Raw genomic sequence first — 21,442 nt, 5'->3', positions numbered from 1 at the left:
CATGTACGGTTTTGTATGGGAGGGGAGTGAAGCGATTCACTTCTCGACCCCTAATAAAAGAAAAAGCAGAGAAATTTGCCAAAATAATACAGGAACATTGGAAGATAGAAAATAAGTTACATTGGGTAAAAGATGCAATATTCAGAGAGGATCAAAGAGGAATAAAGGATAAAAAAGCACAAGAAAAAATATCAATAATAACAAGTATAATTATTAATTTTTAAAAAGTAATAGGTTTTGAATCAATAAAAGAAAGAATATATTGGTTCAGGAAAAAATGGAAGATGCTATTAACAAATTCTAATATAATTTAAAGAAAAAAGAAGTTAATAAGCAAAAAAAGACTGAAGAAAAAAGTCTATGACGAAGTTAAAACAAGATATACAGAGATTAATATTGCTAAAAATAAGAAAAGAAAAAAAGAAGTAATGTAATTAAAAAATAAAATGATAAAATAAGAAAAGAAAAAAAGAAGTAATGTAATTAAAAAATAAAATGATAAAATAAGAAAAGAAAAAAAGAAGTAATGTAATTAAAAAATAAAATGATAAAATAAGAAATAAAAATGAGATTTTTAAAAAGGTTATTAAAATTAGACTTTGCAAAAATCCTGCTTCTCAAAGGGAGGAAGGGATAGGGGAGTAAAAGAAAGGTGGCGCGCGCCGCCGTTTTTAATCATCAATCATGAAGGTTTGAAAAAAAATAATGGCTAGAGTCAATTAATCCCTTAAAATTAAGCTGATATAAATATTAACTTAAAATTATTACCATGCGGATTTTAGCCCTAATACCGGGGGGAATTGGAGACCAAATTTTATTCTTCCCCACCCTGAAAACCCTCAAAGAAAAATACCCTCAAGCCGTTATTGATGTTATTGTTGAGCCTCGTTCCAAAAACGCCTATCGAGTCTGTCAGCACGTTAAAGAAGTGTTACTATTTGACTATAAAGATCGTAACGGCTTGGCAGATTACCTCAATCTTTTAGGGATGATTCGAGATCGAGAATATGAAGTTGCCGTTAGTTTAGGTCGTAGTTGGGCAGTGGGTTTTTTACTATGGTTAAATGGTATCCCTACCCGTGTGGGCTATAAAAGCCCCAAATCTTGGTTTATTAGTAATCCTGTGCCATTGAATATGAATCAATATGCTGGATATATGTACCATGATTTGGTGACAGGTTTAGATATTCATACCCCATGCCCCGATTTATCCATTAACGTACCCAAAGAAGATATAAGCTGGGCAGAATCACAACAACAGAGCTTAGATATTAAAGGTCGTGGTTATATTTTAATTCATGGTGGTTCTAGTACCCTCGCCAAAACCAAAGGGCTTAATAAGATTTACCCCGTGCCAAAATGGCAGAGAATTGTGGAAGATATACAACGAAAACAACCTAATCTTCCCATTGTTCTGCTTAATGGTCCTGATGACCAAGAATGGACTAACGAAATGTTACAACTGTGTAATAATTTGAAAGTCATTAGCCCTCCTGATATTGGCAAATTGTCAGCATTTATTGCGGGCGCTAATTTGATGTTGTGTACAGATAGCGCGCCCATGCACTTATCGGTAGCGGTAGGTACTTATACTATTGCACTATTTGGTCCTACTCAAGCCGAAAAATTATTACCCACCAATCAAACTAAATTTGTCGGGATTCAATCCCTCAGCGATAACATTGCTGACATTCCCACCGATAAAATTTTGGAGAAAGTTTGGCAAAGCTAGATTTTTCCGCCTCAATTTGAGGCAAGAATGCCTGATAAGGGCAGGTTTCAGGTTGCAGGTTGCAGGTTTCAGGTGTGATGCTTATACATTAAAGAATTAAGCCAAATAGTGATTTTTCATAAATTACGCTTTTAACCTTTGCCCTTTGCTCTTTTAACCTTTGCCCTTTTTCGTTTTTGTAAAGATTTGATACTTTTATTTCAGGAAAGATACGAAAAATTAGATAATAGTTTGGCTGTAAAGCACTATTTAGCTTAATAGTATCAAGTTGTTATCTTGATTTTTCAATAATCACAGCAAATTATGATAAAAATTAATCTCTGACATTGGCAATGGGGTCAATATCAAGATTAAAATAACCAATAAATATTTATTACATAGTCAAATAAAATTATCTTTGGGAGAAAAAAATGTTACTGGATGCTGTAACTAGCTTAATCAAAAATTATGACGTCTCCGGGCGCTATCTGGATCGAGATGCCATAGATTCTTTAAAATCTTATTTCCAATCAGGCACAGAAAGAATCAAATTAGCTAATTTAATCAATGCTAATTCCCCTGAGTTGGTAAAAAATGCGGGGCGACAACTTTTTGAGGAAGTGCCTGAGTTAATACGCGCTGGAGGTAATGCTTACACCACTCGTCGCTACTCTGCTTGTCTTAGAGATATGGATTATTACTTGCGTTATGCTAGTTATGCCCTCATTGCAGGTAATACCAGCGTTTTAGATGAGCGAGTTTTGCAGGGATTAAGAGAAACTTATAATTCTCTTTGTGTGCCGATCGCACCTACCGTGCGCGGTGTACAAATTATGAAGGAAATGATCAAGGATATGGCTTTTAATGCTGGAATGGAAGATACTTCTTTTGTGGATCAACCTTTTGATCATATTACCCGTGAATTGAGCGAAGTTTCTATTTAATTTTTCTTTGTATGGATTGATTTTAATTGTATGTGGGTTGAACATTGTTCAACCCCTACGAGATTAATTTTTCTAGTGAATTAGTTTGATAATTGTAGTTTGTCTAAAGTGTCGAGAACTTCAGTGCTGTGAATTGCCGGGCGCACTCCCAAGAATTTAGCGACTAAAACCCCATCAGGATTGATAATATAAGTATGTCTCAAGGATCGACCACTTAACCATGATCCATAAACTTTGCTAATTGAACCATCAGTATCCGCTAACAGAGGAAATTTTAACCCCTCTGAGTCGCAGAAGTCTTCATGGGATTGCACATCATCGACACTAATACCGATAATTTCCGTGTTTCGGGCTTGATATTCAGCGTAATCTCGTTGAAATCTCTGGGCTTCAAGGGTACAACCGGGAGTGAAATCTTGGGGATAAAAATATACTACTAACCATTTCCCTTGATAGTCCGAGAGGGAAATTGTTGAACCCTGATTACTAGATAAACGGAAGGAGGGCGCTGGTTCATTTAGCGTGGGTTGCACACCGCCTAAAGCCATAGCAGACGAGGGATAGACCAAAAATGAGCTAATAATTAATACAATGGTTATGATAAGAAAGGATAATTTTTTAAGCATTTAATTAAATATTGTCTTGATTTTGCAAAATTTTACCGTTGCAATTATTATACTTTTTTGTGAGGTTTTCAAAATTTTTCTGGAATTTATTTTATATCATATTTTACATCTTCAGGAGTTACGCAAAAATTCTCAAAACTCTTGATTTTCCGTCAAGATTAATGGCTCAAACAATGAAAATTCTTCAAAATGCCTAAGTCCTGTTTTTATTCGCGCAACAAAGCTATACTCAAAAGTAAATCTTTGAATTTTTGATGATTATACTGTGTTTCTGTGGTCGATAATTGCTTTATCCTATTCAATTCTAAACGAATTTTTGTTAATTCTTCTTGCCAGTTTTTACCGAAAATATCAGTAATAAAAGAATGACGTAATAAACTAAAACTACATTGCAATCTTATCAACTCACCCATTAACAGTTGACAAGGAATAGTTAAACCACCAAAACCATAAGGAATAGTTAAATCATTAACTAAATTGTCTATTGTTTGATCAATTAAAGAATAAAAACTATGGGGTTTTTGTAAGGCATCTCTTAAATCATTTAGCCCGATATGAATATGTGATAATGGCAGTTGATTTAATTCTTTAGCTAATTTAATTGCATTTTTAGTTTCAATAACTATACCTAATCGGCAAGTATTATTAATTACATTTAACGCTCTTTCCACTTCTTGTAAAGAATCAATTTTAGGTAGCCAAATTTCATCAGCGCCCTCCGCGCTGGTACGATTATTGCTTCAGGTGCAAAAATAGCTGATCATGTTGTCATTAATAAAGGTGTAATTATTGGTCATGACACAGAAATCAAGAAATACTCAGTAATTCAACCGGGTGTCAAAATTGGTGGTCATGTAGTGGTGGGCGCTGGAGCAACTCTTGGAATTGGGTCTATAGTAAGAGAAGATATTAAAATTGGTGAATACTCCTTTATTGCAGCCGGTGCAGTAGTTCTCAAAAATGTTGAACCAAAGGTTTTAGTTGCCGGAATTCCAGCTGTTTATAAAAAACACCTCAATTAAACCAATTTAAAAGCCATGTTAAATCAGTCAAAACAAGAAATTCTTCAGGAAAGTTTATTCCAAATTGATGATCTCAATAGCTTAAATTTTACTAAAATGAAAGAAATTTTAATTAAAAATAAATTTGTCGCTATTCGTGGTTTGATTCTGCCTGAAAAAGTTCAATACGCTCTTAATAAAATAAGGATAAACTTCACTAAAAAAATGATCATCCCACTATGGGAGAATCACCCAACGAAGTTAAAAATAATTTTCAAAAAATTTCCGTAGGTAGTATTCACAGCGCCCACCACTCGAACAATTATTCTAGGTTATTAAGAACAATTTATAATCCATTATGGGCAGAAGATATTTACGATTTACACTGTATTTTCAGAGAAATGATTAAAGTAAGAAATCGTTTACTAGATAAACCAGACAACTTTGCCACCACTAACATTGACGAAGGTTTTTGGACCGCCTCAAGAATTCATCAATACCCTATGGGTGGTGGTTTTATGAGTCAACATAAAGATAAAACATTAACTAATTATGCACAACAAATAAACCTAAATTATTATCAACTACTATTGATAAAGCCCTCCTTACTCATTCTTGTACAGGGGCGCTGGAAATGGAGGAAGATGTTGTTTCTTTCATAGCGACCTAAAATGATTACTATAAATAGTTTATACTTTAGTTTGCCTTATTTCTTTGTTTAAGTACCGATAAGAATAAAAAAACAAAAAAGAGAGCCTACTAAGCTCTCTTTTCAAATCTTATGAATAAATGTAACTTAATCAGTTACTTAGTTATGATGACTATATGTAAACCAACAAATTACATTAGACCTAATTGGGCTAGAATTCCTTGTCCAGTTAATAACTCGGTGGCAATACCAATTACAAAACCAAGCATTGCTAAACGGCCATTCCAGTTTTCAGCGAAAGTGGTGAATCCTAATTTTCCTTTATCTTCCATGATTTTTCTCCTTGAGTAATGATCTTGTATTAGTCAACTAGTTGTTAACTAACTTAACATAGTTTTTCAAAGTTGACAACATTTCTTTACATTTTTTGTAAAATTTTTTTAGATGGTGCTATACACTTTTACAATAAAGCAATTAAGAACCAAGGGTTTGTCTAATAAAGCTTTTAATTTATTCAGCGCCCTCCACCTATTTTCCTTTTTTAAATTTTGGCACTAGAAACCTGAAATACTTTATTCAGCAAAGATGATATAACAAAGTTGATTGATAAGTCAACAGTTTACGATTGAGCAGTCAAAAAAACTAAAATTAGGGCTTCTGTCCATTCCACGGTAGCGCCATAAGTATCTCCCGTATGACCACCCAATTTATAGTTAAACCAAGCGCCCGTCACCCCAGCGATGACAAAACAGATAAAATTAATTAATATTATCCATAACCAATTTTGATCAAAGTAATAAAACTGCATCAAAACTAAGACAATAACACTAAAAAAACTAAAAATAAAATCTGGTGTTTGCAGTGATTCCTTTAAAAAAAATCCTTTTCCCTCTGGGCGTAAATAGGGATAAAAACCAATAGCCATTAATTGCGCTAATCGCCCCCAGACGGGCGCTAGAATCAAAGCTAAATAGGTATTATCGACCATTTCCGAAAGGGAAGCAACCTTGAGAAAAAAAACCACAATTCCTGCCATCACCCCAAAAGCGCCCGTCACACTATCCCGCATCACTTGTAAACGTTTTTCAGCATTAGTAACCGCTAAACCATCAGCAGAGTCCATCACTCCATCGAAATGTAGTCCCCCAGTGATGATTAACCATAGCGTCCCCAATACCACCGATGTAGTAAGAGGAGATATACCAAGAAAAATTAAGCCTTGATAAGCTAAAACCAGAAAACCAGCGATAATAAAACCGATATAAGGCAACCAACGGGGAATTTTCTGAAAATCAGGAGAAATGAAATTAGGACAAGGAATAGTCGTGTAAAAAATCAAAGCACCGCAAAAAGAGTTAAAAAAATTAGTCATAAGTTTGAAAAAGTACACAATTTATAAAAAACTTTGAACAAAATGGAAAAATTGAGTTAAGATTGTGTCGTAGCATACCGTAAAAAAGAAAATTTACTGATCCATTATGGTTAGTAAACGGTAATGGAGATTGTTAAAAATCACAAATTTAAAAAATCTACGACCATAAAAACTAACTGCTTCCTTGAAAAGTTCAGGCATTAAGTTTCAATAGTTAAGGTTTTTTAATGTTTATAACAATCACAAATTGTTAAATTATACTGGAATTGTTAGCACCAAAACCCCGTTAAAAATGGCAGAAGGTGTTTCAGCTACCGTGCCTAAAATTAACATGGTGGGCTACTGCAAAAAATTAGTATAGATAATTGTAAGCGAAAAAAAGGGTTAATATTATGAATCATCATCAAAATTTCGGTTCTTTACCAGCGCCGTGTATAGTCGAATCAGGTATATTAGTAAATAAAGATGATATCAAAAGACTAATCAATGATTTGACTCATGTTCGCTACATCCATACTTTAGATGGGCGAGTGCAAAATGAAGGTAAAGGGTGGATTTTAGAGGTGTTTAATGATTCAACCCAAGCCACAATGGTAGTTAATAACAGTCTCTACATCAATATTCAAAGTTTTGACTATTTACAGCTTAAACAGATTTCACCCCAAGAGTCTTATTTTGATTTAGTGCAAGATAACCGTATTTTAAGATTGATTCCCCTTGTCGTTACCAATCAGGAATCATCACCAACGCAAGATTTAAGTTTTGATAACCTCGAAGCTATGTTAAGCGAGGTTTTAGCAGCCAAATGGGATGTACAATTAGATGATGAATTTTAAAACAATGGATGATAGGTTAAAAGGGCAAAGGGCAAAGGGCAAGGGGCAAAGGTTGAATAAATTATGAGTTATAATCCCTCTGCTTCCCTTTCTCCCCTGCTTCCCCTTCTCCCTGTCTTCCTAGCAAAATTAAATGAGTCAAAACTTTTCCTACCAAGTCGAAGCTACCTGTAGCCAAACCAAGGCGCGCGCCGGCGTATTCCAGACACCCCATGGGGAAGTACAAACCCCAAAATTTATGCCCGTTGGCACCGTTGGCACAGTAAAAGGCATTACCCCACGACAGCTAAAGGAGATGGGCGCTGAAATGATTTTGGGCAATACCTATCACCTACATTTGCGCCCCGGGGAAGACATCGTGGCAAAAGCAGGGGGATTACATGGTTTTATGGCATGGCAACAACCGATTTTGACCGATTCGGGCGGTTTTCAAGTATTTAGTCTCTCTGAATCACGAGAAATCTCTGAAGAAGGGGTAAAATTTCGCTCTCCCTTAGATGGGCGTATAATTAACATGACTCCTGAGCATTCTATTCATATTCAAAATGCGTTAGGTGCTGATGTAATTATGGCATTTGATGAATGCCCTCCAGCTACCGCTACCCGTGAAGAAGTGGAAATTGCCACGGCGCGCACCTATCGCTGGTTAAATCGTTGCATAGAAGCCCATCAAAACACTGATAAACAGGCATTATTTGCTATCGTGCAAGGGGGCATTTTTCAGGATTTACGCACCCAAGCGGTGCATGATTTGACAAAACTGGATTTACCCGGTTATGCCATTGGGGGGGTGAGTGTGGGGGAAAAACCGGAGTTAATCCATGAAATTGTCCGTAACACAGCGCCCCTCTTACCAGTCAATAAACCTCGTTATCTTATGGGAGTAGGCACTTACAAGGAAATGGTTATCGCCATTGCTTCAGGCATAGACTTATTTGATTGTGTTATTCCCACTCGTTTAGGCAGACATGGCGCGGCAATGTTGGCAAGTGGGCGCATTAACCTACGCAATGCCCAGTATAAGGAAGATTTTACTCCCATTGATTCAAATTGTTCTTGTTATACCTGTCAAAATTTTAGCAAAGCATATCTTAATCATCTCGTCAGAGCAGGAGAAATGTTAGGTTTTATTTTGATTTCTTTACATAATCTCCATGAGATGGTGCAATTTACCAATAAAATTCGCGCTTCTATCCTCAATGATACTTTTCTGGAAGATTACGGGCGCTGGTTATCTTAAAAAAAGGGAAAAGTTAAAAGGGCAAAGGGCAAAAGTTTAAAGGCTTAACTCTTTAATTTATAAGCATTTCACCTGACACCTGACACCTGACACCTAACACCTCCCCTCAACAACCCCTAAATATTTAGTTTATTGATCGATGGGATGAAATCCACACTAGAATTAAATTAATATTTTGCTAAATTAAAAACAGAGACTAAGTAAAAATAGATTAATTATTAATAATTTATTGAAATAAAAAGGGTTATGGCAAGTACAGATTTTAAAGATTATTATTCCGTTTTAGGTGTTAGTAAAAATGCCAGCGCCGATGAAATCAAGAAGGCTTTTCGTAAATTAGCCGTCAAATATCATCCAGATCGCAACCCTGACAATAAACCAGCCGAAGAAAAGTTCAAAGAAATTAGCGAGGCTTATGAAGTATTAGGAGATGCAGATAAACGGAAAAAATATGATCAATACGGGCGCTATTGGCAACAAGTGGGGCAGTCTAATTCTAATCAATCTCCTTGGAGTGGTGGCACGGCGACGGGCGCTGGAGTAAATTTTGATGGTTTTGATTTTAGTCAATATTCTAATTTTGACGAATTTATCGATCAACTTTTAGGACGTTTTTCCACTAATTCTCGTCCTAATTATAATACCCGAAATAATGCAGGGTTTAATGATTTTGGCGGTTTTGGCGGGCAAACTTCCGCTAATGTTGACGTAGAAAAAACCATTAATTTAACTTTTTCTCAAGCCTTTCGAGGGGTTGAAACTAAAATCAATCTTGGCACAGAAACCGTCACAGTTAAAATCCCCCCCGGTGCCAAATCTGGGACAAAAATTCGTCTGCGCGGTAAGGGCAATTTTAATAGTATCACTCAACAAAGGGGCGATCTTTATTTAGTGGTTAATTTGAAAGCCCATGATTTCTTTTCTTTTGAAGATGATAAGTTAGTTTGTGAATTACCTATTTCCCCTTCTGAAGCGGTTTTGGGGGCAGAAATTTCTGTGCCTACTCCTGATGGTAATGTTAATGTGAAGATACCTGCTGGTATTAAGCATGGGCAATCTCTACGGTTAAAGGGTAAGGGGTGGAGTAGTGCGAAGGGCGCTAGGGGTGATTTGTTAGTAAAAATTGCCCTCATTACTCCTACTAATATTAGTATTCAAGAAAAAGAATTGCATCAAAAAATTCAAGAAATTACTAATTTTAATCCCCGTCAATCTATGGCTAACATAAAATTATAATTTACATCAAATTAGCTCAATTAATAGGGTAATGGATAATTAAGTAATTAATCAAAATTGAGTATAGCAATCAAGAATGATTCATGAGATATTTAAAAATAAAGAAGATTATGGCACAATCTATTAAACAAGGGGTTTAAACTCCTTGTCATCAAAAATTAGGGTGTGCTGAATAAATCAAAACTCTTGCTAAACAAAAGTTTTAAGTACAATAAAATCTTAAAAAAGTGCCAAAAACAGCCTTTTTTACCACAAAATGCCCTTTTTTTTTACCCTACAGCGCTTTTCTAATGAATAAACCACATTTTTTATGTCTCGCAAAGGCGCAAAGACGCAAAGATAATATTTGTAATAATCCAAAGTGTGGTTTAACGAAATGAAAACTGCTGTAATCAAAAACGATTGTTGCAAAATAGCAATTTATTTAAACTAACCGCGTTGCTAAAGTCTTTGATTTATAAGTATTTGATACTTTTCCCTTTTTCCTACCTCAACGACATCATTTTTTTCTAAACCCTATCGATAGATTAACTTTCTTGATCATAATAATAAAAACCTTTTTGCGGTTGCCATACCAGCGCCCTTCCCCCTGACAATGAATATAAATTTATTGACAAATTAGCTAATTGCTCTGCTAATTTCGAGTTAATATTTTGATAGGTAATAATATTTTGTGGTTGTATTTGCTGGATATTTTCTGTGGTTAAATTTTCCCCTGAAATAATTAAATTGTCAATGTTATTCGGAAAAGTTTGCATATCTTGATATTCTTTTAATAGCAACCATTTTTCTTGATTTAATTCCCACTGTACTATATTTTCAGAATTATCTATATTTTTCAATTTAATCGAATTTGCACTTATTTTCTCTTGATTTTTAAGATTAATAAATTGAGTTAAATTATTTAATGCTATTTGACTATTTTGGTCATCATTATTAATTGCTAGGTCTAAATTATTAATACCTTGATAGCTAAAAAAACTTTTTAAAGTATAATTTAAAAAATCTTTATTAGGTAAATTAATTAAGTAATTATGACGTTGATTTTGAATAACAATTACTGGAATATCAGCGCCCTCCATCATAGTAATTTGTACTAGGGATAATTTTTGATATATTAACGGGAAAATAACTAAAGTGAGACTGAATAAACCTAGCCACATCCAGCGTTTTTGCCAAAAAGGAAAAGTCCAAATCAATAAATAAATAGTATAGATAACTAAAATGATTATTAAAGATAAATTACCAATGGCAAGGGAAGCAAAAGGTAAATTATTAACGATATTAACTAAATGAATTAATAGCCAAGTAAAAGGAAATAAAATAAGGGTGAGGGCGCTGGAAATTACCGGCAAAAATAAACCCAAAAAACCTGTAATCATACCGCCTAAACTAATAATTAAAACAAAAGGAGTAGCGATAATATTAGTGATAACACTATATAAAGAAAGACGATTAAAAATATAACCTTGTAATGGTAAAATCCAGATAGTGGCAGACAAAGGTACAGCAATTAAATTAGCTATGGTAGGGGGTAAAAAATCCAAACGAGAAATGATAGAGGGTAGAGTAATAATTAAGCCAAAAGTAGCCAAAAAACTGAATTGAAAACCAATATCCCATATCCACAAAGGATTAATTAACAACAAAATTACCGCACTCAACAACAAACTTGGTAACACAAGGGAAGGGCGCTGTAAAATTATTCCTAGTAACACCGCTAATCCCATCAAACCAGCGCGCATCACCGAAGGAGAAAAACCTGTGATGGTAACATACATCAGAAGGGCGCTAATACCGATGGAAAACCTCACCACAGGGGAAAACTTATCAGTTAACGAGAGAATTACCCCCAACAAAAGGGAAACATGAAATCCAGAAGCCGCCAAAACGTGCGACAAACCAGCATCTCGAAAACTATCTTGCAAATAAGCAGGTAAATCAACCCCTCGACTACCAATCACCATGCCACTAACCAATAAACCATCAGGAATGTTTAAATAGCGCACGTGGGTTTGAATGATTCTTTGTCGTAGCCAAAAAATACTTTGTTGATAGGCGTTACCAAATTTTTCTAATTTCACTTCTTGCGCCGTAAAACCAGTAAAGATGCCTTGTCTTGCTAAAAAGTTGGCAAAATTAAACCCTCCCGGTGAAGTGGAAGGGGAAGGTTGGTATAGTTTGCCGATTATCTTTATTTTCGTCGAAGGGAATAAATTTTGGGTGGGGAGGAGGGGCGCTGTCACATAAATTTTTCCTGTTTTCGGTTGGTTTTGATAGCTTTCTACTGCTAAAATAAATCGTCTTTTTTCACTGCGATTAACTTGAGGTGAAGTGATGATTTTGCCTGTTATTTCTACGGTTTCATTCTCATAATTTGTTAATTCATAACTAATATCAGAATCTAAGATATTAGGTAGGCGTAATTGGTAATGGTGGTGGGCGCTGACTATTACCATACCTGCAATAATCAACCATTTTAATGATGGCATTTGCTTATTTATCTGTTGACAAATTACGCCAATTATGGTAGTAAAAACAAGAATAATTAAATAAAGTAATCCATAACCATTAGAAAGATTTAACCAATCAAGATCAATTCCTGTCAATAATAAACCCAAAATGTAAGCTAATAAAACTAAATAAACTGATTTTTGTTCTCTAGTTAACATAATGGTTTTACACAAAATTGCGATATAAATTAAAATAATTTATTATCTTTTTTATAACTCGAAATATAACTCAATTTCTAATAGGTTGGGTTAACGAAGTATAATATCAACTTCGCTTGATCCATTACAAATTAGTAATATTAACATCTTAGTTCAATTTATTGAACGATAACGCTATTGGTTCCGTGTAATTCACTACACAGTGGGTAAAGTGCGAAGACAGAATCTATTTGTAACAGATTATCCGAACTTGATATAACTCAACAAAATATTTTATCCATTGTCAATTATCCATTAATCTCATTAAGCCACTTATCTTGATCTGATGTATCCTTACCAATGGCAAGATAAAAATGGTCTTGACGATCAATTATAATAACTTCCTGCCCACGATGGGGAATAACCAGCGCCCACCCCGGCAAACAAACTTCCACCGTTACCAAATTACCCATATTATCAATAATATCCGCTTGGGCTACCTTATCATCCTTTAAGTAAGGTAACTTAGTAGAAGTAACTTGACCCACACAACCAATTAAACGATCGCCATCGATTTCTTCACCGAAATTAGCGAAAATTTTGCCAATGGGAATAGATAAAACCCTACCCAACCACACACTAAAAAGAAAAGAAAATATAAAAATAATCATAGCAGGAATGCCAGTGGGGAGGGCGCCCGTCACCCCACCCACCAGCACATTCATTAACCAACCAGAAACTCCCCAAGCACAAAAATCCATAGCTAAGAGAATAATTAGCGGACTTTTTCCCACTCCTAACCATGACAAAAAAAACAGAAAATTACTTTCCAAACCTCCGTCAACATCCCCATCAATATCAACCTCCATATCACTTTCAACATCTCCATCAATATCTATATCCTCATCTTCTCCCCCCCCCGTGAATATCACCAGAAGAAACAGAAAAATACCGATACCTAAAAAAATCCAATAGATTAAATTAGCTATATCAAAAAGCATTTATACATCTCCATGATTGAAAGTGAATAGAAAAAAGCATTAAAATAAAAAATGCCCACCAGCGCCCTTCAACCCACCATAAGGCAAAAAGACACCAGCAGACACAATTAAGGTTTATAGAAAAAGAAATAAGCCTAGAACAAACCTAAAGTTAAAGACTTATCAATGGGGAATACAGACCCAGCACCCAACCAAAGAGTAACTAAAGTACCGAATAAAAATACAGTCATCGCAATAGGGCGACGGAAAGGATTTTGGAACTTGTTAACACTTTCAATGAAAGGCACTAACATTAAACCTAAAGGAATAGCCGCTTGACAAGCAATACCAAGAAGTTTATTAGGTAAAACGCGCAAAATTTGGAACACAGGATACAAATACCACTCAGGTAAAATTTCCAAAGGAGTAGCAAAAGGATCAGCAGGTTCGCCAATCATAGCAGGGTCTAAAATAGACAAACCAACGATTAAACCCAAAGCCCCTAAAATACAAACAGGGAACATATAGAGAATATCGTTAGGCCATGCCACCTCACCATAATAGTTATGACCCATATTTTGAGCCAATTTAGCTCTTAACTTAGGATCATTGAGGTCTGGCTTTTTGATTAATTGAGAATTAGGGTTAGACATAACTAAAAATTGTCTCCTCAGTCGATAAACGATGAAAAATAATACGGAATGATTCCTATTGTAGCTCGATTGTTACGGTACAAAGTATAAACAGAGCTAAAAATTGACCAAGACGACAATCAGTTATCGACCATCGCCTTAACTCAATCAACTACCACTTACAAAGGACCAGAAATACCTTGCTTACGGATTAAGAGGAAGTGTAATAACATAAACACCGCCATTAACCAAGGTAAAACAAAAGTATGGATAGTGTAAAAACGGGTCAAAGTAGCTTGACCAACACTAGCACCACCTCTAAGTAGTTCTACCATTTGATCACCCACCACAGGAATAGCCGCAGGTACACCAGAAACGATTTTAACCGCCCAGTAACCAACTTGATCCCAAGGTAAAGAATAACCAGTTACACCAAAAGAAACGGTAATTACCGCCATGGTAACACCCACAATCCAAGTCAACTCACGGGGTTTCTTGAAACCACCAGTTAAATAAACACGGAAAACATGGAGAATTAACATCAATACCATCATACTGGCAGACCAGCGATGGATAGAACGAATTAACCAGCCGAAATTAACCTCGTTCATAATAAATTGAACAGAGTTAAACGCTTCGGCAACGGTAGGTTTGTAATAAAAAGTCATGGCAAACCCAGTGGCAAACTGAATTAAGAAGCAAGTTAGGGTAATACCGCCCAAGCAATAAAAAATATTGACATGGGGAGGAACATACTTACTACTAATATCATCAGAAATCGCTTCTACTTCGAGGCGATCATTAAACCACTTATAAACTGAAGAATCGGTTACTTGTTTTGTAAACATTAAGCCGTCAATAATGAATGAATGATTGATTATTATATTGGACAACTCCTCTACCCAAAGGTGCGAGGATTCTTGGGTTGAATAAGTACCTTAACATTACGAACATAATATATTACGTCCCTTTATTTTGGTCTTACACACTCGTATCTAGTTGGACACAAATATTACTACTTATGCCAGTTAGCAGAGCCACTCCCCAAGCGTTAATTTCGATGTGTCCCACCGTATCTAATTGCTATACGCTTACTGTGTTTAAGTTTAACACAATTATGACCTAAAAGGCAGGGTTTGAAACCCTCGATTTTTTTCAACAATTATTCAATTACCGCAGAAGCACCGGGTAAAACACAGCAATTTACTTCATCAAGACAAATTTTGCCCCACTGTAGCGCCCACCGCACCAACTCAACTCGATTATCAGTTTTTGTTTTCGTGAGAATATTACTAATATGATTATCCACCGTGCGCTTACTGATTTCTAACTTATCAGCAATATCATGATTAGTTAAGCCAGTGGCTACTAGCTCTAAAATTTCTAACTCCCGTGGAGATAAGTTGTTATTTTCTGTACCGTTGCCACTAGACATACTTTCCGACGTTATAATTAAGCGATAAGTACATTTTATCATATTTTTACCATAAAACTTATGGAATTATGAATTATGAATTATGAGTTATGAATTAATAATTTTTTTGTGAATTATCAATTGTTGATTAATCTACCGAGTCTTGAGTGCCATCAGTACCAACATAAACCAAGCCCTGCTCAATTTTCATCGTCACAAAACTAGCATCTCGAATCACTTTAGTAGCGCCCTTCACCCCCACAATAACAGGGATACCTAAACGCATCCCAATTTGAGCGGCGTGAGACCTTACCCCCGGTTCTTCGGTAATAATACCACTAGCCAAACGCATGGCATCTACATATTGACTATCGGTACTTTTTGCCACTAAAATATCTCCCTGAGTAAAATTACTCAAATTACTGATACTTTGTACTACTTTAGTTCTACCGGTAATGACCCCTTGACCGATACCAATACCCTCAGTAAGTAAACCCTTGACAATTTCCACCTTAATCAAATCAGTTGAACCAGCTACCCCCTGTAAGGTACCAGCCGTCATCACCACCACGTTACCATCTTCCAATAGATTTTGTTCTCGTGCTACCTCAATGGCAGAATTAAATACTTGTTTCAACCCCGGCATATCTAGCAACAATAAAGGTTTAACTCCCCATACCAATTGTAACTGACGGGAAACACTAACATGAGGGGTTATAGCAAAAATCGGAGTTTGAGGGCGAAATTTTGATACATTACGAGCTGTAGAACCAGTTTTAGTTAAAGTCATAATGGCACTAGCATTTAACTGCTTGGCAATTTGTGCCACAGCGCCCGAAATCGCATTAGGAATATTCTGACTATCCGCCACCGCAAGGGCATTTGTCACCAAAATATCTCGCTCCGCTTCAATGCGTTTAGCGATTTTAGACATGGTTGCTACCGCTTTGACGGGATATTTACCCACCGCCGTTTCATTGGATAACATTACCGCATCAGTACCATCAAGGATAGCATTAGCCACATCAGAAACCTCCGCCCGAGTAGGGCTAGGGCTATTTGCCATACTATCTAGCATTTGAGTAGCCGTAATGATAGGGATACCGAGACGATTAGCCGTACGAATCAAGCGTTTTTGTAAAATCGGCACATCTTCCGCCGGTAACTCTACCCCTAAATCACCCCTTGCCACCATTACCCCATCACAAAGCGCCAAAATTTCTTCCATTTGTTCAATGGCTTCGTGTTTTTCAATTTTGGCAATAACTGGAGTGGATTTTCCAGCACTAGCAATTAAATTTTTAATTTCGATCATATCTTCTGGATTGCGCACAAAACTCAAAGCTACCCAATCCACCCGTTGATCTAAACCAAACATCAAATCTTTTTTATCTTTTTCCGTGAGGGCTTTAACGGAGAGATAAACATTAGGAAAATTCACCCCTTTATTACTAGAAAGAGTACCACCCACAACCACTTGACAATGAAGGTCTTTATTCTCCAAGTCAATTTCTTTAACTACCATCTCCACCCTACCATCATCGATGAGGATACGGGCGCTGGGAGGAACTTCTTCCGCTAAATATTCGTAACTAATGGAAGCAATATTTTGGTCACATTTTACCTCCCTACTGGTCAGAATATAATGATCGCCCTCATTCAAGTCAATAGAACCGCATTCATATTTCCCTAACCTAATTTTAGGTCCTTGTAAATCTTGTAAAATGCCGATGGGGTGATTTAGCTCATTTTCCACCTGACGAATTAAACGAATGCTACTTTGATGCACCTCATGGCTACCATGAGAAAAATTGAGACGAAAAGTATTAGCACCCGCCAAAATCATTTGGCGTAGAGTTTCCGCATTAGCACAAGCAGGACCCACGGTGGCAACAATTTTAGTACGGCGGGAAAATTTCTCAGACATCACCTAATGTTCTCGATATAATGTGATTGCTTATTATACATTAGCAGTGGACATGAATAGTTAATAATGAATAATTAATCATCTCTCTATTCTCCCTCTGCTTCCCTTTCTTCTTTCATTAAAAACAATCAACACTTATTACTTTTTACTTATTACTTTGTCTCAACTAAAAATTTGACAATGAAGCACTACTTTCTCCCCCCAGCGCCCTGCGCCGAAAATCCGATTTCTAATGGTTGTCGAAAAAAGTTATCATTAACTCAACAATTCCTAGATTTAAGAGTCAATTAAGTATAATTCCCCTCATAAATTTAAAGGAAAGATAAGATATTGTTACAATTAGCAAAGAAACTTAAAATAACTAAATATTAAAACATCATGGATCGTACAGGAGTATTATTATTGAACTTAGGTGGTCCAGAAAAAATAGAGGATGTGCGTCCTTTCCTTTATAACCTTTTTTCTGATCCGGAAATCATCCGCCTACCTTTTCCTTGGTTACAAAAACCCCTCGCTTGGTTAATTTCCACCCTCAGAAGCAAAAAATCACAAGCTAATTATGCTGAAATCGGTGGTGGTTCACCTTTACTGCAAATTACTGAAGCCCAAGCTCAAGCCTTACAAATAAAATTAGCTGATCAAGGGGAAGATATTAGGGTATATGTAGGAATGCGCTATTGGCATCCTTTTACCGAAGAAGCCATGGCACAAATTAAAGCTGATAATATTCAAAAATTGGTGGTTTTACCTCTCTATCCTCATTTTTCCATCAGCACAAGCGGTTCAAGTTTTCGAGTTTTAGAAGAAATGTGGAAACAAGACCCACAACTTCAACAGATTGAATATACATTGATTCCCTCTTGGTACGATCAAGAAAATTATTTAACTTCCATGGCTGATCTAATTAAACAAGAGCTAGAGCAGTTTACAACTCCCGAAAAAGTGCATATTTTCTTCAGCGCCCATGGCGTACCCAAAAGCTATGTAACGGAAGCCGGAGACCCTTATCAGGAAGAAATCGAAAAGTGTACTGATTTGATTATGGCTCATCTCAACACTAATAATCCTCATACTCTGGCTTATCAAAGTAAAGTAGGACCAGTGGAGTGGCTCAAACCCTATACGGAAGATGCTTTAATAGAATTGGGACACAAACAAATTAAGGATTTATTAGTAGTACCCATTAGTTTTGTGTCTGAACATATCGAAACCCTGCAAGAAATTGATTTAGAATATCGAGAAGTGGCAGAGGAAGCTGGAATCACTAATTTTAAACGTGTTCCAGCGCCCAACACCCATCCCGAATTTATCAATGCTTTATATAATCTTACGGTAGAAGCATTGCAACAAGAACCTCTCAGATTTGACCAAGTAACTCACCCTAAGAAAAATATGAAAATGTATCCTCAAGAACGATGGGAATGGGGTTTGACTACGGCGGCAGAAGTGTGGAATGGGCGCTTGGCTATGTTAGGTTTTATGGCTTTATTGATCGAGTTAATGAGCGGTCAAGGACCTTTACACTTTGTTGGTTTATTATAGTAACTTAGGGGTGGTCAAAATTTCAAAAGGCAAGGGGTTTAAACCCCTTGTTGTCCTTTTTAGGTCTTAAAAAGACCTATTTTTGCGTAACATCATTTTTGGGTAATCCGTTACAAAAGATTATATCTTCGCACTTTACCCACCGTATAATTCGTAAATGATCAAACGGACTTAATATAAATTATTTCGATTGGAAATGAAACAATAAAAATTCGGTATTATCTTCTTGAGCAGTAAGATTTAAAGATTCTTCATTGTTGATGGCGACACCATCTCCAGCGCCCGTCACCGTACCATTAACAGTTAATTTTCCTTTCACCACTTGTAACCAAGCGTAATCATTAAAGGAAAGGGAATAATCAAGGGTTTTTTCTTCCGTCAGAATTGATGACCATAAGTCAACATTTTGATGAATTTTAAGAGAATTATCTCGCCCATCAGGGGAAGCTAATAAACATAATTGATCTTGTTTTTCTGTAGGGGGAAATATTTTTTGTTCGTAACTAGGTTCTAAATTTTTAGTATCAGGTATGATCCAAATTTGCAGTAAATGTACAGGATTTTGCTGAGAATGGTTAAATTCACTATGCCGAATGCCAGTTCCAGCACTCATTCTCTGTACTTCACCTCTGGTAATAGTTTCACCATTGCCGATACTGTCTCGATGTTCTAATTCTCCGTCAACAACGTAAGTAACGATTTCCATATCTTGATGCCCATGGGTGCCAAACCCTTTACCGGGGGAGATAACATCTTCATTAATGACTAAAAGATTGCCAAATCCTGTGTGCTGAGGGTCATAATAACTACCAAAAGAAAAAGTGTGTCTGGTATCTAACCAATCTATTTTGACATGGCCACGGGCGCTGGAAGGGCGAATGGTAATCATTTTAACTCCGTTTTCCTACTAACTTTCTTATATTGTAGATTAATTATTTTTGTTATATTTAGGGGAGATTGCAATATTTTTGGATCGGTTTTTGCACTTTTTAAATTTGTCCCTTGCCTACCCATAAATATCCGAGTTTATCTAAAAACAAGGGATTTTCAAAGTTGAATTAAAAACTTAAATTATGAAAAAGGGGAAAAGAAGATAAATTTAGAATTAAGATAACAATTACGTTTGCATTCTTTCCATTATCAATTGTCCTTTAGCCCTCCGTTAAAAATACCAACATGAGGAGGACAATCTAAGGTATTCTAATGATCAATATTAAATAAACCTAAAAATCCAGCGCCCCTCACCCCGTGCGCCGAACCAAAAATTTATTAAAAAATCTATTACCATGAAATTAATATCCATACTAGGTTCTACTGGTTCTATCGGTACTCAAACCCTAGATATTGTCAGAGAAAATCCCCAAGAATTTCGAGTTATCGGTTTAGCCGCTGGGAATAATATCAATTTACTAGCACAACAAATTAAAGAATTTCAACCAGAAATAGTTGCCATTCGTGACCATCAAAATATCCCCCTACTACAAGAACTTTTAAAGGATATTGACTATAGACCAACTATTTTGGCAGAAAGTGAGGGCATTTGTGAAGTAGCCAAGTATGGAGAAGCCCAAACAGTCGTAACTGGTATTGTGGGGTGCGCTGGTTTATTACCCACCATCTCCGCCATCAAAGCAGGAAAAGACATCGCTCTCGCCAATAAAGAAACCCTTATCGCCGGCGCCCCTGTGGTGTTACCATTAATCAAAGAATATGGCGTTAAATTATTACCCGCCGATTCTGAACACTCAGCCATTTTTCAATGCTTACAAGGAGTGCCAGAAAAAGGTTTACGCAAAATTATTTTAACCGCTTCCGGTGGGTCATTTCGAGATTTACCCGTAGAAAAGCTCTCATCTGTTACCGTTAAAGATGCCCTCAAGCACCCTAACTGGACCATGGGGCAAAAAATTACCATTGATTCTGCTACCCTAATGAACAAAGGGCTAGAAGTTATCGAAGCACACTATCTTTTCGGTTTAGAATACGACCATATCGACATCGTAATTCACCCCCAAAGTATTATTCATTCCTTAATTGAATTACAAGATACTTCAGTATTAGCACAACTAGGCTGGGCAGATATGCGCTTACCCCTACTCTATGCCTTATCCTATCCAGCGCGCCTCGCCACTAACTGGGAATCTTTAGATTTAGTCAAAGTCGGTAGTTTGACTTTTCGTGAGCCAGATCATTTAAAATATCCTTGTATGGGATTAGCTTATCATGCCGGAAGGGAAGGAGGTTGTTTACCCGCAGTGTTAAACGCCGCCAATGAAGAAGCAGTTGCCCTTTTCCTCGCTGAAAAAATCTCATTTCTCGATATTCCTCGCCTTATCGAAGAAACTTGTTCCAAATTTTCTTCTCAAAATAAAGCTACCCCCACTTTAGATGATATTACGGGCGCTGATCAATGGGCAAGACAACAGGTTAATTCCACTTTCAACCACAAAAAACTACTCTCTGTTTAACCTTTTGGTAAGGTGGGCATTGCCCACCATCACTTTTTTCGCTAATGTTAGTTTGGAAAAATTTTAAACAAGTAGAACCTAATATAGGGTTTGCTGAATAAATCAAAAATCTTTATCTTGAAATGTGAGTGAAAGACCCCCGTTGAATTTCTCAACAAAAAAAAATACCCACTGAAATCAACGGGGGATGTAAACGAACCAACAAAAAAATCG

General features: G+C 36.3%; 22 protein-coding genes. 11 read left to right on the top strand and 11 right to left on the bottom strand.

Features of this window, described 5'->3' with window-relative positions:
- From IGQ45_11610 to apcB, 3 genes are all read left to right on the top strand, one after another.
- On the top strand, positions 1-224 hold a 224-nt coding region (locus IGQ45_11610), incomplete at its 5' end, for a transposase (GenBank protein ID MBF2057834.1).
- 545 nt (positions 225-769) lie between these two features.
- The gene (locus IGQ45_11605; GenBank protein MBF2057833.1) at positions 770-1,732 is read left to right on the top strand and encodes a glycosyltransferase family 9 protein; all 963 of its coding nucleotides are present in this window, start codon (positions 770-772) and stop codon (positions 1,730-1,732) included.
- Between the two features lie 410 nt (positions 1,733-2,142).
- Entirely contained in the window at positions 2,143-2,655 is a 513-nt protein-coding gene (gene apcB / locus IGQ45_11600; protein ID MBF2057832.1) for an allophycocyanin subunit beta, read from the top strand.
- An 80-nt stretch (positions 2,656-2,735) separates the two neighbouring features.
- Here the strand turns inward: apcB and IGQ45_11595 are convergent, their stop codons facing one another.
- Complete coding sequence (locus tag IGQ45_11595; protein MBF2057831.1) at positions 2,736-3,281, bottom strand: peroxiredoxin; 546 nt, start codon at positions 3,279-3,281, stop codon at positions 2,736-2,738.
- Between the two features lie 206 nt (positions 3,282-3,487).
- Positions 3,488-3,952 carry a hypothetical protein gene (locus tag IGQ45_11590; GenBank protein MBF2057830.1) on the bottom strand — a complete coding sequence of 155 codons (465 nt, stop codon included), beginning with the start codon at positions 3,950-3,952 and terminating at the stop codon, positions 3,488-3,490.
- A gap of 36 nt (positions 3,953-3,988) precedes the next feature.
- On the opposite strand from IGQ45_11590, the gene IGQ45_11585 reads away from it, so the two are divergent.
- Genes IGQ45_11585 through IGQ45_11575 form a run of 3 tightly spaced genes read left to right on the top strand, consistent with a single transcriptional unit; the run spans position 3,989 to position 4,944 of the window.
- Positions 3,989-4,303, top strand: a complete 315-nt coding sequence (locus IGQ45_11585) for a hypothetical protein (GenBank protein MBF2057829.1) — start codon at positions 3,989-3,991, stop codon at positions 4,301-4,303.
- 15 nt (positions 4,304-4,318) lie between these two features.
- On the top strand, positions 4,319-4,573 hold the full coding sequence (locus IGQ45_11580) for a hypothetical protein (protein ID MBF2057828.1): 255 nt from the start codon (positions 4,319-4,321) through the stop codon (positions 4,571-4,573).
- Complete coding sequence (locus IGQ45_11575; protein ID MBF2057827.1) at positions 4,522-4,944, top strand: hypothetical protein; 423 nt, start codon at positions 4,522-4,524, stop codon at positions 4,942-4,944. The genes IGQ45_11580 and IGQ45_11575 overlap by 52 nt, the downstream gene beginning before the upstream one ends.
- Before the next feature lie 178 nt (positions 4,945-5,122).
- Here the strand turns inward: IGQ45_11575 and IGQ45_11570 are convergent, their stop codons facing one another.
- Positions 5,123-5,263, bottom strand: a complete 141-nt coding sequence (locus IGQ45_11570) for a high light inducible protein (protein MBF2057826.1) — start codon at positions 5,261-5,263, stop codon at positions 5,123-5,125.
- 287 nt (positions 5,264-5,550) lie between these two features.
- On the bottom strand, positions 5,551-6,303 hold the full coding sequence (locus IGQ45_11565; GenBank protein MBF2057825.1) for an adenosylcobinamide-GDP ribazoletransferase: 753 nt from the start codon (positions 6,301-6,303) through the stop codon (positions 5,551-5,553).
- Between the two features lie 392 nt (positions 6,304-6,695).
- On the opposite strand from IGQ45_11565, the gene IGQ45_11560 reads away from it, so the two are divergent.
- The 3 genes from IGQ45_11560 (at position 6,696) to IGQ45_11550 (ending at position 9,615) form a co-directional block, all read left to right on the top strand.
- Positions 6,696-7,139 carry a hypothetical protein gene (locus IGQ45_11560; GenBank protein ID MBF2057824.1) on the top strand — a complete coding sequence of 148 codons (444 nt, stop codon included), beginning with the start codon at positions 6,696-6,698 and terminating at the stop codon, positions 7,137-7,139.
- 133 nt (positions 7,140-7,272) lie between these two features.
- A complete protein-coding gene (gene tgt, locus IGQ45_11555; protein ID MBF2057823.1) occupies positions 7,273-8,379 on the top strand; it encodes a tRNA guanosine(34) transglycosylase Tgt in 1,107 nt (368 codons plus the stop codon).
- Between the two features lie 246 nt (positions 8,380-8,625).
- Entirely contained in the window at positions 8,626-9,615 is a 990-nt protein-coding gene (locus tag IGQ45_11550; GenBank protein MBF2057822.1) for a J domain-containing protein, read from the top strand.
- A 527-nt stretch (positions 9,616-10,142) separates the two neighbouring features.
- Here the strand turns inward: IGQ45_11550 and IGQ45_11545 are convergent.
- The 6 genes from IGQ45_11545 to pyk form a co-directional block, all read right to left on the bottom strand.
- The gene (locus IGQ45_11545) at positions 10,143-12,287 is read right to left on the bottom strand and encodes a ComEC family competence protein (GenBank protein MBF2057821.1); all 2,145 of its coding nucleotides are present in this window, start codon (positions 12,285-12,287) and stop codon (positions 10,143-10,145) included.
- Positions 12,288-12,574: 287 nt separating this feature from the next.
- Complete coding sequence (locus IGQ45_11540) at positions 12,575-13,267, bottom strand: DUF1449 family protein (protein ID MBF2057820.1); 693 nt, start codon at positions 13,265-13,267, stop codon at positions 12,575-12,577.
- Positions 13,268-13,401: 134 nt separating this feature from the next.
- The gene (locus IGQ45_11535) at positions 13,402-13,899 is read right to left on the bottom strand and encodes a cytochrome b6-f complex subunit IV (protein ID MBF2057819.1); all 498 of its coding nucleotides are present in this window, start codon (positions 13,897-13,899) and stop codon (positions 13,402-13,404) included.
- Between the two features lie 158 nt (positions 13,900-14,057).
- Positions 14,058-14,726, bottom strand: a complete 669-nt coding sequence (locus IGQ45_11530; protein ID MBF2057818.1) for a cytochrome b6 — start codon at positions 14,724-14,726, stop codon at positions 14,058-14,060.
- Positions 14,727-15,040: 314 nt separating this feature from the next.
- Complete coding sequence (locus tag IGQ45_11525) at positions 15,041-15,313, bottom strand: response regulator transcription factor (GenBank protein ID MBF2057817.1); 273 nt, start codon at positions 15,311-15,313, stop codon at positions 15,041-15,043.
- 127 nt (positions 15,314-15,440) lie between these two features.
- Positions 15,441-17,219 (bottom strand): pyruvate kinase, encoded by a 1,779-nt coding sequence (gene pyk, locus IGQ45_11520; protein ID MBF2057816.1) that lies wholly within the window; start codon positions 17,217-17,219, stop codon positions 15,441-15,443.
- A 378-nt stretch (positions 17,220-17,597) separates the two neighbouring features.
- On the opposite strand from pyk, the gene IGQ45_11515 reads away from it, so the two are divergent.
- On the top strand, positions 17,598-18,761 hold the full coding sequence (locus tag IGQ45_11515; protein MBF2057815.1) for a ferrochelatase: 1,164 nt from the start codon (positions 17,598-17,600) through the stop codon (positions 18,759-18,761).
- Positions 18,762-18,942: 181 nt separating this feature from the next.
- Here the strand turns inward: IGQ45_11515 and IGQ45_11510 are convergent, their stop codons facing one another.
- Positions 18,943-19,650: a pirin family protein gene (locus IGQ45_11510; protein MBF2057814.1), complete on the bottom strand. Its 708-nt coding sequence runs from the start codon at positions 19,648-19,650 to the stop codon at positions 18,943-18,945.
- Positions 19,651-20,047: 397 nt separating this feature from the next.
- Here IGQ45_11510 and IGQ45_11505 point away from each other — a divergent pair, with 397 nt between their 5' ends.
- Entirely contained in the window at positions 20,048-21,229 is a 1,182-nt protein-coding gene (locus IGQ45_11505) for a 1-deoxy-D-xylulose-5-phosphate reductoisomerase (GenBank protein MBF2057813.1), read from the top strand.
- Positions 21,230-21,442 lie beyond the last annotated feature (213 nt).

Origin of the sequence: Cyanobacterium sp. T60_A2020_053 (assembly GCA_015272165.1) — a bacterium.
Lineage (GTDB): Bacteria > Cyanobacteriota > Cyanobacteriia > Cyanobacteriales > Cyanobacteriaceae > Cyanobacterium.
The sequence above is the reverse complement of the archived record's forward strand: the minus strand, read 5'-3'. Positions and strand labels throughout refer to the sequence as shown.

What these genes read in the sequence shown, in the direction of transcription:
- IGQ45_11560 (MBF2057824.1), top strand. Translation starts at nt 6,696, where the DNA reads ATGAATCATCATCAAAATTTCGGTTCTTTACCAGCGCCGTGTATAGTC.
- IGQ45_11540 (MBF2057820.1), bottom strand. Translation starts at nt 13,267, where the DNA reads ATGCTTTTTGATATAGCTAATTTAATCTATTGGATTTTTTTAGGTATC.
- IGQ45_11575 (MBF2057827.1), top strand. Translation starts at nt 4,522, where the DNA reads ATGGGAGAATCACCCAACGAAGTTAAAAATAATTTTCAAAAAATTTCC.
- apcB (MBF2057832.1), top strand. Translation starts at nt 2,143, where the DNA reads ATGTTACTGGATGCTGTAACTAGCTTAATCAAAAATTATGACGTCTCC.
- IGQ45_11580 (MBF2057828.1), top strand. Translation starts at nt 4,319, where the DNA reads ATGTTAAATCAGTCAAAACAAGAAATTCTTCAGGAAAGTTTATTCCAA.
- IGQ45_11525 (MBF2057817.1), bottom strand. Translation starts at nt 15,313, where the DNA reads ATGTCTAGTGGCAACGGTACAGAAAATAACAACTTATCTCCACGGGAG.
- IGQ45_11550 (MBF2057822.1), top strand. Translation starts at nt 8,626, where the DNA reads ATGGCAAGTACAGATTTTAAAGATTATTATTCCGTTTTAGGTGTTAGT.
- pyk (MBF2057816.1), bottom strand. Translation starts at nt 17,219, where the DNA reads ATGTCTGAGAAATTTTCCCGCCGTACTAAAATTGTTGCCACCGTGGGT.
- IGQ45_11595 (MBF2057831.1), bottom strand. Translation starts at nt 3,281, where the DNA reads ATGCTTAAAAAATTATCCTTTCTTATCATAACCATTGTATTAATTATT.
- IGQ45_11605 (MBF2057833.1), top strand. Translation starts at nt 770, where the DNA reads ATGCGGATTTTAGCCCTAATACCGGGGGGAATTGGAGACCAAATTTTA.
- IGQ45_11570 (MBF2057826.1), bottom strand. Translation starts at nt 5,263, where the DNA reads ATGGAAGATAAAGGAAAATTAGGATTCACCACTTTCGCTGAAAACTGG.
- IGQ45_11565 (MBF2057825.1), bottom strand. Translation starts at nt 6,303, where the DNA reads ATGACTAATTTTTTTAACTCTTTTTGCGGTGCTTTGATTTTTTACACG.
- IGQ45_11545 (MBF2057821.1), bottom strand. Translation starts at nt 12,287, where the DNA reads ATGTTAACTAGAGAACAAAAATCAGTTTATTTAGTTTTATTAGCTTAC.
- IGQ45_11510 (MBF2057814.1), bottom strand. Translation starts at nt 19,650, where the DNA reads ATGATTACCATTCGCCCTTCCAGCGCCCGTGGCCATGTCAAAATAGAT.
- IGQ45_11505 (MBF2057813.1), top strand. Translation starts at nt 20,048, where the DNA reads ATGAAATTAATATCCATACTAGGTTCTACTGGTTCTATCGGTACTCAA.
- IGQ45_11515 (MBF2057815.1), top strand. Translation starts at nt 17,598, where the DNA reads ATGGATCGTACAGGAGTATTATTATTGAACTTAGGTGGTCCAGAAAAA.
- IGQ45_11535 (MBF2057819.1), bottom strand. Translation starts at nt 13,899, where the DNA reads ATGTCTAACCCTAATTCTCAATTAATCAAAAAGCCAGACCTCAATGAT.
- IGQ45_11530 (MBF2057818.1), bottom strand. Translation starts at nt 14,726, where the DNA reads ATGTTTACAAAACAAGTAACCGATTCTTCAGTTTATAAGTGGTTTAAT.
- tgt (MBF2057823.1), top strand. Translation starts at nt 7,273, where the DNA reads ATGAGTCAAAACTTTTCCTACCAAGTCGAAGCTACCTGTAGCCAAACC.